We start from the raw sequence: 17,057 nt of genomic DNA on the forward strand, positions 1-17,057 counted from the left end.
TGACCTTATGCTTCTTCAATACAGATTGCGATGTCTTTGACTTCATAAATACGCAGACCATCTTTACTGAGGTTTGCGTCGCCAATGATGATGCGTTTGCCGTCTTCATCTTTTACTGCGCTGATATGCACATCCAGCGACATTTGTTTGTTCAGTGGGTTTATTTGGCCGCGATACTTCCATTTTATATCTGATAAGATTTGACCAAATTTCGGGTTAGTGAAACCTTTGCCTAGATCTTTGCTGATGGCGTAAGTTTGCATCAACTCGATTACGGCTTCAACGCCTAATGAACCTGGCATTACCGGATCTTGATGGAAGTGGAATTGGAAGAACCAATCACTTGGGTCAATAGTGCGTGACGCCGCTAAATAGCCTTTGCCGTACTTGCCGCCAGCCTCAACGATTTCTGCCTTGTCGATAAAGTTAAGTTGGCCACCTGCTAAGCGATAATGAGGCTGGCTAGCCGGTGCATTAAACACCCGTGAGGTTTTATCCAGTAAGTTCACACTAATGTCAGCCGCGACATTGTTCTCAACATGCCAAGGCTTCGTTACTCTGCCGTTATCGATACCAAGTTGGTTTTTAAGCGCATCGCCTTTGAAGTAGCCAAATACTGCAGTGCCGCTATAAAAGGCCTCTCCATCGACGCTTAAATCGAAGCTGAAGTATTGAATAATGTTACTGCCAGCTATAACCGTTGATAAAAGCTTTGAATCGTTGACGATAGTTTTACCGCGTAAATCCACATGGCGCAATAATTTACCGCTACCATCTAAGTTACGGAAAAACAGCTCTTGCCCTGGGAAGCCCAAGGTGGTGCCCATGTAGCCTGAGATGAAGCCGTTAGGTTGTAATGAAATTTCCATTAACACCGAATAAGGCATCACCCCTTGATGACTGTTTTTGGTAAAGTACCAAGCATCGGCCGGCACTTCATATTCGGCGATACAAGAGGACGGCTTTTTCAGCTCGCCGCGCTTACCGTTAATTTCCACTACGCGGGTGGTTAACTGTAAATCACCACACGGTGTGCGCGGCGGAATTAAGCCGCGGTAAATACTAAAATCTGGACCGAAACAGTTCTCAATGTTACCCGTGGCAAATTCAAACATGTGATAAGGGGTAAACGGCACAGTATCAGGTACGCGGTTGGCGTACTTTGAATCGGCAGCTACAGTTGGCGCTTCTACGTGTTTAAGCGGAATAACACCTTTATTGGTCGGCGCGCTTAAATCTGGCACTTGCGCCATCAATGGGGCTTTGTTAACACTAACTTGATTGGCTGACGTGTTTGCATGAGTAGTTTGTGAAGATAGCAGCGGGTAACGAGTACATTCGCTTTCTTCTTTTATCATCACGCCTAAGTTTTGGAAATCCACCACAGCCTTGCCATTGAGTAAAATATCAATGTTAGCTTTAGCGTAAGGGCGTGGATGAATACCAATTTCCGTCACTTCCATGCGATAAGTTAATGTCCCATGTTGCGGTAATACTTGTCCGCGACAACGTACTTTTTGCGAAGCATTTTCAAGTGGTTGGAAACGACCATTACTCACTAAGGTGTGCATGCCGATATGCAACATAAAGAACTGTAATAACTGACCACAGCCTTCGGCCATTAATGAGCCCGCCATCACTTGATCACCTTGGAAGTGGCATGGGAAATACCAGTGATCCGGTGCCAATTGCTTATGACCTTCAATTAAGCCTAAGCCCCAAGCGCCGCCACTCACATCTAGCTTGCTAACTTGCTCAATCATTAAGAACTTTTCAGAAGCGAAACATAACGATGGCTGTAAACCATTTTCTAGCTGGTGGCTAACGTGCGCGCCGCCAAAACAGCTGCCAATATCACCATTGAGTAAATGATGGATTTGACCATAGTTAAATTCTGCCTGAGCACAATGCAGTAGCGGTTCAAAACGCGGTTTGTTAGGGTTGTTCATCACGCTTATACGATTTTTGATTTCATCTTCTGTGTGAATAACGCCTTTTCCATCAGCTAATTCTTGATCAGTAAAGAAGCCTGCACAGCCGCCGTCCATTTTGAGGATCATCTTATCGCCAACGAAACATTCGTAAGAGAAGAAGAAGAGTAGCGTGTCGCCATTGCTGGCAAAGTTATTAATTTTGATGTCGTAACGTAATGTATCGCCGCCGCGAGGTAAATCGGCTAAGAATGTTAGGGTGCAATCTAATAAACGGTAAACACGTTCGCCTTTGTTTTCAAAGTCGATGCCTAAGTAGCTAATCAACATCAGGTCACATTGACCAGACTCAACCGCGACCGCCCAAGGGATTTGACCATCGACTAAATAAGGTGCGTCCACTGGAATGTCATATTCAGTGGTCATTGAACAAGGCTTATATTGGTTCATGGTTGCATCAAGTTTAGTGACGCGTGATACCAATAAATAGTCAGTGGTAGGCAGACGTACGCGACGTTTATAGCCGTCAATAATCGCGTAATCTTGACCAAATACCTTGGCGATATCACCCTCGGCATATTCCACTAAATCTGCGTAATTCCAAATGCACGGTTTATCGGCTGGAATAGGGGCGGTGTATGCGGGGACTCTTGAGTGATCAGGCGTTGAATGATCAGGCGCTGCATGATTGGGTGTTAATACTGTTTGATGAGCAGGTTGCGCCAAGACGTTTACCGCTTGAGGTGCAGTTTGTATTTGCTGTAAAGGCTGCACAGATCCTGAGCTTACGGTACTTGAGCTTGCGGTATAAGCGGTTGGCTGACCATTAACCTGGGCTAATTGCTGTTTTAGCAAGGTGTCAGCCACTTTAAGGCCTGCATCGCGACTTTTCAAAAAGGCTAAATGTGCTTGTTGCGCTAGCCACTGATTTTGCTGAAAAGCGTTTAAATGGGCTGGCGGTACACTCTGGGTAAACGCAGAGTGTGCAGAGTTTAGTTTAGTAGAAGCCGGTTTTAGATTAGGCATAATAGTGTGTGTCGTCTCTGTTGAGGGCGCGATTTGTGTTGTCGATTGCGTCTTTGTCATAGGAACTACTGTAATCACTGTAGTGGCCTGTGCTTGCGGAGCAATATGAGCACATTTAGCTTTAATGCTGTCAATTGATGCTATTGGGGTATCGATAATATGTTGATAAATATCTCGTCCGCCAAGGCTGACTTGCTTGATTAAACTTAATTTACTGCCAGTGGCTATGGTGTGCGATAGCTGCTGTGCAAGTGGTGCCGTTAATCGATGTGTTAGCGCTTGTTGCTGTGGCTGAGATACTGAAATATCAATGCTAGAGAATTGATTTTCACTTACCGTGACGATGTTAGCATTAGCCGCGCTAGCATGAGTTGTCTTAGTATTGACGTTCAACTTAACAAGTGTATGAATAATGCTCGCCATTCCAGATGCGGCAAAGCTGTGTCCCATCAAGTTTTGTGCTTGGGTAAGCGGTGTTGCACTTGATGCTAGTTGGTTAAATATCGCCTGGCCTGAAGCATCAAAACGGTTTTCAGGGGACTGATTTAATTCAATCAAATCAGCCGGCTTTGATAACACCTTTGTACTCATATCATTGGCGCAATAGTTACTGCTAAATTGCAGGCTATCGATACTGGCGTAGCTGCTGTCGGTTAAACGGGTATTGGCAGCTTGTACTTGCAACACAATAGCGCCAGCACCTTCACCCACGTGCCAAGGGCGGCTGGCAATATCGTTTGGCTGAATACCCGATGCAGATAAGTAGCCATTTTTAAGCAGCATATTCTCAATGCTGCCCGATAAATCGACTGCGGCGATAATAACAGCGTCCAGCGGCTCTTGCATTGAGCCTAAAGCAAACAGATTTTGCGCCACATCAATACAACGACTTACCGATTGCTCGCCTGCTGAAATGGTAAAGGCCGGGCCATTAAAGTCCCACAATGATGAAATGCGCGACGCCATAATGTTGCCAATAAAGCTGGTGTACTGATTCAACTTAGCGGCATCTAACACACTGTCCATGGCGATCGATTCAAGAGCTTGATATTCATCATCAGTTAGTGCAACACCTTGTGCTTTTAAACTTTGGGCTATTTGGCTATGCAAATTAACCCGCCCACGGAACTGATGCAGTTCAAGCTCAGTTTCCATCGCCACTAATACCGCGACCTTGCTGCCGGGTTTGAGTTTAGCGTCAATAATGGCTTCATCGGCAACTTTCATTAATAACAGCTGCTGTGAGATTAATCTGTCATCTTCATTGGGCGGCACTTTAAAACGTAAAAAGTCAAAATCAAACTGTTCGATATAAGCGCCTTGGGAAACACAATGCAGACCATGTTTGGCCAATAATTCCGGGTGACTATTTAATCCTTTCCAGCGTTTAGCGGGTAAGCTTGTCATTAAAGATTGTTGCTGAGTGATTTTGTCAGCCAATGCATTTATGCTACTAGCTTGACCAAAATGAGCAGCCATACCGGTAATGTTAAGCGGCGTATTAGCTGCGTTTAACTGGCTAGCTGATGTATTGACAGAACCATGATTAATCGCATTATTATCATAAGATTCAATCAATAAATGCGCGTTACAACCACCAAAACCAAATACTGACACCCCAGCATGACGCGAGGTATTGCCGGCTTTATCTGGCCAAGGTAATACTTCATTAGGTAAGGTTTGTTGACCAAACAATTGATTCGGCGAGGCGATAGGGCTGCTGATATTAATACTTGGCGGCAATACTCCCTGGCGCATAGCGAAAATCATTTTCATGATCCCCGGCATCCCTGCTGCTGTAAGCAAATGGCCTAGGTTAGATTTAGCTGAGCCAATTAATGGCGTTGCACTGCCATTAAGCTTATCTTCAAAAAAGCGCTCCATCGATGTCAGCTCGACCTTGTCACCCAGCGGTGTGCCAGTAGCGTGACATTCAATCACTTCAATGCTGGATGGCGCTATATCAGCTTCACGATAAGCGCGCTCGAACGATAATACTTGGCCTTTGCTATTTGGGCTTAGTACGAACTGGCCTTTACCGTCGTTCGACAAGCCAATGCCGCTGACTAACGCATAAATATGGTCGCCATCGCGCTGTGCATCGTCAAGGCGTTTCAGGACTAATACGCCAGCACCTTCACCGGCAAATAAGCCTTTGCTGTTACTGTCAAACGGCGCCGAAATACCGTGGTCTGGGTAGGCGTGAAAAATAGAGAAACCCATGTTGATAAAGAATGGATCTGCGCCCGATACGGCGCCCGCTAGCATTATGTCTGCCTTGCCAGTGTGCAAGTAATCACACGCCAGTTTCAATGCGTAAACAGAGCTTGCACAGGCAGCATCTAAACTTAATTGCGCGGCACCTAAACCCAGTGCGTCTGCAACGAGCTTAGAGGCATTATGGGCAATGGCCCCATTGCGATAATTAATTGGCTGGGCCGGTTTATTGCCAACACTCTGCTCATTGCCAAAACCTTGTAGCACAAAATTAGGCTGCTCAAGTTTTACCTGTAGCGCTTTTTCAACTGCGCCGTGATAAAGCGGCACAAACAGCTCATTTGACTTCGCCGTGGGGAATGACAGCGTGCCCATCACAATACCTGTGCGTGATAAGCGACTATCGTTTAACGATATACCCGCATCATTTAAGGCGTTGCGCGCGGTATTTGTGGCCCATAAAAAACTGTCATCTAGGCCTTCAAAAGCACTGGCGGGGACATGGTATCCATTTGCATTAAAAGCAAAATTTTCAATGTAGCCACCTTTGTCGCAATAAAAGCGATCTGACTGGCCTTGCACCCCAATATAGTCTGTTGGGGTAGCATTTAATTTTTGCTGGCTAATTTGACTGCGAGAGTCTTTTTTATCTAATAAGTTTTGCCAAAATTTAGCCGGCGTATCCGCATCGGGATACTGATTAGCAAGGCCGACTATGGCAATTTTTGGGGTGTTATGAGAACTCAATGAGGTTCTCCTTCTGAAATAGGGTGAGGTGCTTGAGCCGATAATGTCGGATTATCACCAACCGCGAGCTTTTCGACTCGTCGTGCTAGTGCTTGTGAGATGGCACAGTCAATACTGTCGATAAAAGGCGTTAATGACATCGGGACTTGATGAGTTAACAATTGGCCTAAGCATTTCAATAAACTGATACTTTCATCTGCACCTTTGGCATTAACCGCAATAGCTTGGGCTGATAGGCCGTCTTGATTAACCGGTTTGTCTGCAAGCTGGCTGGCTAAAATTTTATCGATTAGCGTGCTAGTTTGTCTGTCCGCACCAATTTCAACAAATAGCCTGCTGCCGTGCTGGTAAGCCTTGGCAATTAACTGAGTGAAATCCAATTGATGACAAAAAGTATCGGCAATTGATTGGGCTATTGCATCTGGGCTTAACACGATTGGCTCAGCTTCTGTTGCTGTGATAAAGCGGATCTCATTAGGTAAGTCCGCCATCAGAGGCTGGTGATAAAACTGCTTTACCTGCTCAATAATTTGCATCGCTGGTGGCGTGTGCATTGCGGTGACTTTATTGGAGGCTATGCCGCGTTTGCCCGCTTGTTTGAGCATGGCTTTACAACTGGCTTCACAGCCCGCAACCACACAGGTATCACCTTGAATAATGGCAATATAGGCCCGCGGAAAATCCAAAAGATGCGGCGCTAATTCCTCAGGCGTTGCCCGAGTAATAAAGCTGTTCCAGACAATGTCTTCACCTTTGGTGGTATTTGATGCATCGAGCTGCCAATCTTGTCTAACACACAGTAATGGCCCTGAAATATCCTGGGTGAATAATGAACTTGTTTGGGTGGCATCGATTAAACTGTGCGGTTGTTGCCACACATTAAGGCTGGCCCACATTGAGGCTTCCCCCATCGAATAGCCCAAGGCTAATTTAGGTTTGATGTTAAATTCTTTATCTAACAACTTAGTCAGCATATAACTTGCGCCAACACCCGAAATAGCCAGCTCAGATAAACTCATGCTCTGTGCCGCTTGCGTAGCTTCGGTCGCATAAATTAGCTGGCTTTGTAACATGGCTTGCAAATCGCCTTGCTTTTCAAGCTCGCTATACAGCGCTGGAAAAGTATGGCCCAAGTGCTTAAACATATTGGGATACACAGTGCCGACCCCAGGGTAGACAAAACTTAAGCCATTTTCACCTAAAGGCTTAGCCGTAAAACTACTGCCTGCAGGCGTTTTATAATTAATCTGCGAGTGAATATCTGTACTGTCAGTATGGCTTATGGCGTTAAGCATGGCGTTGACTTCAACACAAAGTGCAGCATAACTGCTGGCCATCACCACGGCACTTAAGCTGTTGATTGCTGATTTAGCCTGATAACCAACAAGTTGCTGCTTAATCAATTCCAGTAAGCCAATATCATTATTTGAATCACTTACTAAGCGACTCAGTAACAAGGCTAATGAAGCGAGCTGAGCCTGTAAATCTGCAATCGATATCGCGCCAATAGGCAACCATAATCGGGAAGCGTTGAGTAAAGGTTTGGCGGTAATAAGCCCAGTACCTTGGGTTAAAATGACCGCTTGGTGCGAGTTAGCACACATTGAGCTAGAAAAAGCAGCGACTCGGCTTTGATGAAACTCGCAAAACCAATACCCTTGCTGGTTAACATCGCTAGACTCAACACAGCTAGCCACCGGAAGCTGCCTAGTGGCAATTGAGGTGACTAAACTATGCAGCTGTTTAAGCTTATGACTAGCAGATCCCGCCTTCACTGTTTGTACCACAGGCTGAACGTGATCCCGTTTAGCATGCGCTAAGGCTTGGTTTATTGCTTCAAGGCTATTTTCAGCAATTCCGACACCGTTGATCAGGGCGTGTGGATGAATGCTGTTTTTTGCCGCCATCAATGCAGGCATTAACCATAATGTGTCAGCTAAATTAACGACCACATTGGCTTGAACGCTGCTTGATTGAGCGTTGGCTGATTGAGTGCTAGCTAGCAGCTCTGCGGCATCAGCCAGGGCTTGTTCAAACCCCAGCGGATTGGTTTCATCAAGACTAACAAACTGGATCTCAGTTTGAGCCATCAGCTTAGGCGCGTTAAGCAACACCGCGATGCGCAGTGGCATAGTGTGGCGTTGCTTCACGGCTTGCGCCAGTTCCGCGCTGGTTAATGCGCGGCCTGCTAATGAGTTATCTGTTAAGTCAGTACTCAAATTGCACCCTCTACAAGCTTATTGCGCGGTGCGATAAAAGCATCGTTCAAGCTTTTGCTGATAGTGGTTTTAGCCGCAGACATAGTGCAACTTAAGCGACCATCTTCATGGTAAAGCGCGATATCGGCAGTGAGTGAACGGCCGCTGCTTTTCAGCACGGTTAGCACTAAATAACCGCTATCACCCGATGCAAAAGGCACATAAGTGGTTAGCTCACCAATGGTGGATGGCAAGCTGGCCGCATCATGCTTAATTCGCGCCCACACTAACATGGCCTGTAATAGCAAATCTTCAGCAAACGCCTGACTGCCACCTAGGGTTAACTGAGGGGCAAAACCTGCACAATCATTGTCGTTAATGTGCGGTAGTTCAACCTTGCATACTAACTGCTGATCGTTAGCAATCAGCACTTGCTTAATCCCTTGTAGGCGAGGGCCGTGGAATAAGCTGCCGTTTGAATAAAGCTCGCTGCTTGTGCTTATCACTTTACCTTCATTTGCCAGCTGTTTTGCCGTGGTGATGATTGCAGGTAAGGCGTTTGATGCATTAACAATTTTCTCGTTAACCAAGTTTTGGTTAACAACTTTTTCGTTAACAATCAGGCTCGCTTGATATTGCGGTCTTAACACAGTGTCAGATGGATCGCTTTGCAGTCGGCTAGCAATTAATGCACTTAAGCCTGCCTCAGTTTGCGTCAGTGTTAGACGTAGGACTTGTGGCTCGTTGGTGTCAAAAATAATGCCTTTGAGTAACTTATAATCTTGAACGCAAACCGCCTGACCACACAATAGCTGCGCAGTTTCACGCATCCATTGAATGGCACACACGGTTGGCAGTACTGGATTACCCGCAATGCAATGATCTTCAATGAAGGGCATTAAAAGCGGGTTAAGTACACGTTCAACAATATACGTGTTGTTCACGCCATTAAAAGTCAGTGTCAGCGAACGCTCGGCAATAAGCAAAGAGTCCGCATTAAGCTTTTTTACAGCAGCACTCGCCTGTGATGCGTCATCTTGTGATGAAGTGTCAGAACCTTGCATGTCTGAGCCAATAAGCAACTGCACGCCCGTTTCAGACAGCAGGCTGTGAGCAAACAAGTTGGCGCCTTTATCTAATGGAATAACGTACACGCCGCGCTCAACAAACATCTTCTTCAATGCAGAGCTGACCATGCCGCCGTCCCAAGGGCCCCAGTTAAAACTCATCACTTTAGCTTGTGGGTAGTTAGCCGCAAGTTGCAGTGCAGTTTTGTTGAGGATCTCATTAGACATTGAATAGTCACTTTGACCTGTGTTGCCGTAAAAACCTGCTGCAGATGAGAACATCGCCACTAGCTTAAGTTTGCTGGCATCAATCGCATTAATAATACCGGCAAAGCCCGACACTTTAGTGCCATAAACTCGGCCTAATTCAGCTAAGGTTTTGTCTTGAATATGTTTGTCGGCTAACACGCCAGCACCATGAATGATGCCAGTAATGGTGTTAAGCCCTTTAAGGGTTTGCTTAATTGCCGCATCTGAGCTGACGTCCATACTGATATATTCAGCGCTGGCGCCCACGTCTTTAAATGCCGCCAGTGAACGGTCAATCTCTAAACTGCTGGTGATAGGCCAAACTAAGGCATCTATTTGCTTAGGCGTTGGTTTGTCACCTTGGGATTGAATAAAGCCAATTGCAGCTGCTTTAAGTTCATTTGCTTGTTTACCCTGTGCCCATGCTGGCAAATTTGCCGCTAAGTGCTCACTGCGACCGGCTAAGATAAAGTGCGATTTTGTTTGCTTGGCTAACGTAAGCGCACATTCAAATGTGACCCCTTTTGCGCCACCCGTTACCAGCACAGTATCATCGCTGTTTAAGGTGGTTGTTTGGTAACGCGTTGTTGCACAAGCCGTTGCGTTAAGTGTGTGACGACCTTGACTGCTAATACCAATTTCAGTGGTTGATGTGTCAATATCAAAGAGTTCGCTAACAATCGCCTTGGCTAATTCAAGCGCTTCAACATTTGGCGCGATATCTAAGGCACGGCAAAACACGTTTGGCCACTCATGGCTTAATGTTTTGCTAAGGCCTGACAAAGCAGCCTGGTTTAGCTCCGCGGTTGCGAGGTCTTGAGTATCTAAGTAGCCAAAACCACCATCAATACGGCTCACCGTCATAAAGCTCACACGCTCAGTTTTTGACAGAGTTTCAAAGCTTTTTTGTAAATGCTTCGCCATCAAGAACGCTTGCTCAACCGCTTTAAAACCAGCATCGCTTAGCGGTAATGCATTGTTTATCTGTTCAAACTGAGGCTGAAGATGCACAAAACCGGCAATTTTATGTTTAGCACTAATCTGTTTAATCACAGCAGCAACCCCATCGTCACTGACTTGCGTTAACTCAAAGCTAGCTACAGCACTGCTTAGCGGAGATTGCTTATTGGTAATGGCTTTAGGGCTACGGATCACTGCGACGGTTAGGCCAGTTGACGCTAATTTTTCTGCTAATACGCCGGCATTATGGCCGTCATCATTGATAACGATGCATGCGTCTTTAGAAAAACAGTCAACTAACTTATCCGCCGCTGGTAGCTTTTTTAGCGCGACTTCCTGATGAGGAGGTAAGTCGTTAGCAAGCTCGGCCGCTGACAGACTAGCGCCATCAGCAGTTGGCTTTGCGCCTGCGGCGGGTAGACGTGAGTTCATATAAGCTACTATTTCGCCTAAGGTACGACACTCGGCTAAATCTTCTGGGTTCAGTTCAGGTAAGCCCGGAAGCTCATCTTGCACTGTCCCTAAAATTTCAACACGCTTGATAGAGTCGATACCTAAATCGGCTTCCATGTCCATGCTCAGTTCTAGCATTTCAGTTGGATAACCGGTTTTGTCGGCAACCACTGACATCATGGTGTTTTGTACCTTTTCAGCGCTCAAGCCTGTTTGTCCGCTCAAGGCTGATGCAGGAGCAGCTTGTGCAGGAACTGCATTTTGTACAGAAGCAGCGCCTTGTGCTGGCAACTTACTGTTCATGTAGTCAACGATTTCACCAAGAGTACGACACTCGGCTAAATCTTCTGGATTCAGTTCAGGTAAGCCTGGAAGCTCATCTTGAACTGTACCTAGAATTTCAACACGCTTGATAGAGTCGATACCTAAATCGGCTTCCATGTCCATGCCAAGTTCTAGCATTTCAGTTGGATAACCGGTTTTATCGGCAACCACAGCCATCATGGTGCTTTGTACTTTTGCTGCACTTAAGCTGCTGCTTTCTGATGAAGCAGGTGCTGATGCTACCGTTGCTGCAACTGAGCTTGCGCCCGCAGCTGGCAGCTTAGAGCCTTCAGCAGTTAGCTGAGAGTTCATAGCGCCTGCGGCTGGCAGCTTGCTGCCCATATAAGCCACGATTTCACCAAGGGTACGACATTCAGCTAAGTCTTCTGGATTCAGTTCTGGTAAGCCCGGAAGCTCATCTTGCACTGTCCCTAAAATTTCAACACGCTTGATAGAGTCGATACCTAAATCGGCTTCCATGTCCATGCTCAGTTCTAGCATTTCAGTTGGGTAACCGGTTTTGTCGGCAACCACAGTCATCATGGTGCTTTGAACTTTTTGTGCGCTTAAGCCAGATGTTGGAGCAGCTTGTGCAGGAACTGCATTTTGTACAGAAGCTGCGCCTTGTGCTGGCAACTTACTGTTCATGTAGTCAACGATTTCACCAAGAGTACGACACTCGGCTAAATCTTCTGGGTTAAGTTCAGGTAAGCCTGGAAGCTCATCTTGTACTGTGCCTAAAATTTCAACACGCTTGATAGAGTCGATACCTAAATCGGCTTCCATGTCCATGCCAAGTTCTAGCATTTCAGTTGGATAACCGGTTTTATCGGCAACCACAGCCATCATGGTTGCCTGTACCTTTTCAGCAGACAAGCCATTGCTTGCAGATGCAACAGGCGCGGCGACTGATTGAGCTGGCGCAGCGCCCGCAGCTGGCAATTTGCTGTTCATGTAATCAACAATTTCGCCTAAGGTGCGACACTCGGCTAAATCTTCAGGGCTAAGTTCAGGTAAACCTGGAAGCTCATCTTGAACTGTGCCTAAAATTTCAACTCGTTTGATTGAATCTATTCCTAAGTCGGCTTCCATGTCCATGCCAAGTTCTAGCATTTCAGTTGGGTAACCGGTTTTTTCAGCAACCACTTCTAGCATGGTATTCAAAACTTTGTCGGCGCTTAAGCCTGAACTCACCACCGCTTGAGCAACTGGAGTAGGTGCTTTAACTGGCGTCACTTGAGGCGCTGGAGCTGACATGGCAACGACAGCTTGTGGAGCCGGTGCAGCACGGTTTTGCAGACTAGCTTGTACGACAGGCGTTTGAGTCACTGCAGTTTGAGTCGCAATATGTTGAACTGGCTGTTGAACGCGAGCTTGAGTTGCAGCTTGCGCTGGAGCCGGAGCAAAAGCGACAGGTGCTTGACCGCTTAACATAGCTAACGCGTTTTGGCTTGAAAGCGCTTGTTGTTCAAGAAACAAGGTATGGCTTTGCAGCGTTTGCGCTTGATGCTGGTGGAAAAATGCCATTGACTGTTGCAGGCTATCTGGAATAGCCACGCCCGATGCTGCCATTTGAGTTTGCGCTGCCATTAAGCTTGCAAACGTATCGCCGTATTGCTGTGGAATGGCTAAAAACTGCTGATGTAATTCAGCGGTTTGTTGCTGGGCGGCAAAAAATGCGCCAATGCTGTCATGGCTTACTGGCGCTGTGTTTACAAGAGTTGCGTTGACAGGAGCATAGTGAACCTGTGCTGACACTTGGTTTGCTTGAGCGCTAGCATTAGTGCTGGTTTGAACATTAGCACTGCCAGCTTGTGGCACTTCAATATATTCTGTTTTGATCACTTCTTTTTCCACAATCTTTTCAACGATAGTTTCAACAATCTTCTCAACAGGCACTTCAATCGTCACTTCTTTAAGGGCAACTTGACCTGTTTCCAGTGACTTTTGCATTTTCGCTTTGGTCGCAGGGCTGATGAAGTTGGCCGCAGTGAGTTTCACGTTCATCGGTGATGACTTAGCTAATTCAGCAATCGGTGCTTGATATGGGTCAACTTCAGTGAGGCTTAAACCTAGCACCGCAAGCTGAGTTGCAGCCTGGCGCAATTGAATATCGCTATTGCCTTTAGGGTTAGGGTTTAAGCTTACAACGCTAACAGCATCGCTTTGATTGCCTAATGTACCTTCGACTAATTTCTGTAAAATGTTTTTCGGGCCAAATTCAACAAACACACGGGCGCCAGCATCATACATAGACTGTAATTGATCGCTAAAACGCACCGATTGCAACATGTGGTCGCTAAAAGCAGCTTGAATCGCTTTAGGATCTTTAGAATGCAGTTTACCTGTGCCATTGGCATATAAACTCATGCTTGGCTTAGCAAATTTAACCTTGCTGATAGCTTTAGCAAACGGTACTTGGGCATGGGCCACAAGTGGCGTGTGGAAGGCGCCAGATACCGGTAAAGCAATGGCTTTAAAGCCTAAGGTTTGAATCGCTTTAGCCGCATCGATGGTGGTTGATGTTGGGCCTGCAATCACTAACTGAGTTGGTGAATTATAATTAGCGACTTTCACGCCAGCAAAATCTTTGATGCAGTTTTCTAATTTATCAATATTGGCCGTATCCGTTGTGGCGGGCAAAATAACCGCGTACATTGCGCCAGCATCTTGATCTTTTGGCGTTGCCGCCATAGCTTGACCACGGACAAAGGCTAATTGGTAGTAATCTTCAGCAGCAATAACCCCAGCAGCACATAATGCTGACAGTTCACCAAAACTGTGTCCGGCTACCATATCGGCTTTAAAACCTGCATGGGCTAACAGTTGATATTGTCCCATGCTCATAGCGCCAATGGCACTTTGTGCATTAGCGGTATTGGTTAATGCCGCTTGTTGTGCTGCAATATCCTCTGCTTCAAAGGCTGGAATTGGGAATAAAATTTGTGATAACGGCGTTTGCTTGTTTTTAGCAAATACCTTATCGGCTAGCATGACCTGCTGACGCATTTCTGGGTAGTGACAGGCTAAATCAACGCCCATATTGACGTATTGTGAACCTTGACCGGCAAACAGTGCGGCAACTTTAACCTTGCTGTCTTTAGCCACTAACGCGCTAGTACGATAACTTGTACCAGACGGTAACTGCCATGCATCATTGGTGTTCGAGCTAAGCTGCGCAATCGCTTGGGTTAGTTGGGTCACAAGCTCAGTTAATGAACTGACTACCATGCCGATACGTGCAGCGTTGCTGTCAAGTGTGGTTACCGCAAAACGTTTAGCTAGCTTGGCTAATTCAATTTCACTGATATTAGGTGAAGCGGTATCAATGGCTTTTACGGTATTTAATAACTGGGTTAATTCAGTTTGCAGTGCGGCTTTACTGCTTGCGCTAATCAGTAAGCTTTGTGCTACTGCGCGATGACGATACTTGGCATCACGGGCGTGATCTTGTTTGTATTCTTCTAGCACCACGTGGAAGTTAGTACCACCAAAACCAAACGAGCTAATACCGGCGCGGCGCGGGGTATCATCGCTTCGTGGCATCCATGGGCGCGTTTCAGTGTTCAAATAAAACGGAGAATCTTCAACACCCAATTTAGGGTTAGGTTTGCTCACGTTAATGGTTGGCGGTAATACCTTGTGATGCAGTGCAAGTGCTGCTTTAATCACGCCAGCAGTACCTGCGGTTGATTTAGTGTGGCCAACTTGTGACTTAACCGAGCCTAATGCGATGTGCTGCTTAGTGTCGTTACCTTCAGAAAACACTGACTTCAAGCCATTGAACTCTGCCACATCGCCGGCGGCCGTACCTGTACCATGGGCTTCAATTAAGCCAACAGTGTGTGGCTCAAATCCGGCGTCATCATAGGCGCGCTTTAATGCTTTTGCCTGGCCTTCAGGGCGCGGCGCATAAATACTTTTAAACTTACCATCCGATGAAGCGCCAACGCCTTTAATGACTGCATAAATACGGTCGCCGTCACGCTCAGCATCATCAAGGCGCTTCAATGCCACCATGCCAATACCTTCACCAATCATCATGCCTTTTGAATCGATATCAAAAGGTTGAATGGTTTCATTCGTGGTAAAAGCAGGGGTTTTAGAGAAACTCATGTACATTGAAGGTGAGTTATCGGTACACACACCGCCGGTGATCATCATGTCACTGCGGCCTTCAACGAGTTCGGTGATCGCCATGCGCATCGCCGCTAAAGAGCCTGCACAAGCCGCATCAACCACACAGTTCATGCCGCCAAAATCAAAACGGTTAGCAATACGACCAGCAATCACGTTACCAAGTGAACCTGGAAACGAGTTTTCTTCCCAGTGAACATATTGGTCTTGGAATTTTTTGATCAGCATTTCAGTGTCTTCGTCACTTAATCCGCTACTTTTGAATACTTTTTTTAGTACAGGATATTGTAAACGGCCACTTAAACTGTGATTCAGTTTTTGGCCACCGCCGACGCCCAAGGTAATACCTATGCGGTCGGTATCGTAATCAGCACCTACGCCTGCATCGGCTAATACTTCTTTTGCCACAATGAGCGACAACAGTTGTGATGAGTCAGTTAACTCAAGGATATTAGGCGGCAGGCCGAATTCCATTGGGTTAAAGTCTACTTCAGGTAAAAAACCACCGCGTTTACAGTAACTTTTATCTGGCACAGATTTGTCTGCGTCAAAATAGTCTTCAGGACGCCAATGAGTGTCAGGCACCTCGGTAATAGCATCAATTTTTTCGCTGATTAAATCCCAAAACTTATTCAAATAACGAGAATTAGCAAAAATGCTCGCCATGCCAACAATGGCTACTGGCATGTCTTTTAAACGTTTGTTAAGACGTTTATCGGTGTTTTTCTTGGATTGGCTCATTGTGAGTCTCCGTTTGATAACTGAGGTTCAGCTATCTGGTGTTGGGATTCAGCTGCATCAGTGGTGCTAGTAGGTATTGCGGCTGCTTGACTTGCTCCAGGAAAACGAGCAAGAAAAAGATGATAGTTGCGTACTAACAACTTACGTAAATGAAACGGTCCGTGCTTTAAGACGTGAGTAATATAGCGATTACTCGCCTGAGTATGGCTGTCTTGATAAATATCTAAGTAAACCCAGTCAGATTTAAAATCGACCCCAAGCAGAACTGAATAGGCTTGCTGTTCAGTGAGTTGAGGTGGAATACTTAACGATACTACTTGTACTACATTGTCCGGATCTGGACTCGGCAGCGCCAAGGTGTCGGCTAAGGTTTGCGGGTTAACAGTATAGGTTTGAATATGTGCGCCTTGAGTAATAGGCAACTGATTGAAGAATTTTTCAGGCACAAAAGGGCTGTCAAATTCGTCAAGTTTTGACACCCCAAAGCGCTTTAAACAACGGGCAAGGCCGGAGCGAGATACATTTGGGTTGATAAATTGTTGGGTGACTTTTAATAACCTGTCTAAGGGCATCTTCAATTGATAACGCAGACCCAGCATTACATACTCTTCCATAGGCGATAGCGTAGTGTTGAGTTTGTGCGGGGTATTGGGGGTGTTATCGATAGAGTCACGTTTACGCCACTTTCGAACTGTGGCTTCGCTGATATTAAGAATTTTAGAGAGCTGACTGACGCTGTAATCTGATTGCTGAATAAATTGGCGCATCTCAGGCGTGGTGGTCGCATTACGGTGATTAACCGTTTTTTGACTAGGCTTGCCTTTAAATAGACCTGATTCTAAATGTGTGGTTATCTTTTTTGTCATCTAGACAGGGGTTCCAAATAATCTATTGGGACTTTCAGCTCATTTAAACTTACTCATAATTACTTAAGTCATACTTAAATAAGTTAAAAACTAGTCCAAATATCCATTAATGATTTTTTAACACCAAGCAGATTACCTGAG

Annotated in this window: 4 protein-coding genes; all 4 read right to left on the bottom strand. The window is 45.9% G+C overall.

The window, feature by feature from the left end; all coding sequences use genetic code 11:
- Window positions 1-5 precede the first annotated feature (5 nt).
- Genes EGC82_RS07855 through EGC82_RS07870 form a run of 4 tightly spaced genes read right to left on the bottom strand, consistent with a single transcriptional unit; the run spans window position 6 to window position 16,916 of the window.
- On the bottom strand, window positions 6-5,963 hold the full coding sequence (locus EGC82_RS07855; RefSeq protein ID WP_415837562.1) for a hotdog fold thioesterase: 5,958 nt from the start codon (window positions 5,961-5,963) through the stop codon (window positions 6-8).
- A complete protein-coding gene (locus tag EGC82_RS07860) occupies window positions 5,918-8,140 on the bottom strand; it encodes a PfaB family protein (protein WP_124730271.1) in 2,223 nt (740 codons plus the stop codon). Before EGC82_RS07860 ends, EGC82_RS07855 begins: the two co-directional genes overlap by 46 nt.
- Window positions 8,137-16,050 carry a type I polyketide synthase gene (locus EGC82_RS07865; protein WP_124730272.1) on the bottom strand — a complete coding sequence of 2,638 codons (7,914 nt, stop codon included), beginning with the start codon at window positions 16,048-16,050 and terminating at the stop codon, window positions 8,137-8,139. Before EGC82_RS07865 ends, EGC82_RS07860 begins: the two co-directional genes overlap by 4 nt.
- Complete coding sequence (locus EGC82_RS07870; protein ID WP_124730273.1) at window positions 16,047-16,916, bottom strand: helix-turn-helix domain-containing protein; 870 nt, start codon at window positions 16,914-16,916, stop codon at window positions 16,047-16,049. The genes EGC82_RS07865 and EGC82_RS07870 overlap by 4 nt, the downstream gene beginning before the upstream one ends.
- Window positions 16,917-17,057 lie beyond the last annotated feature (141 nt).

Origin of the sequence: Shewanella livingstonensis, assembly GCF_003855395.1 — a bacterium.
GTDB lineage: Bacteria > Pseudomonadota > Gammaproteobacteria > Enterobacterales > Shewanellaceae > Shewanella > Shewanella livingstonensis.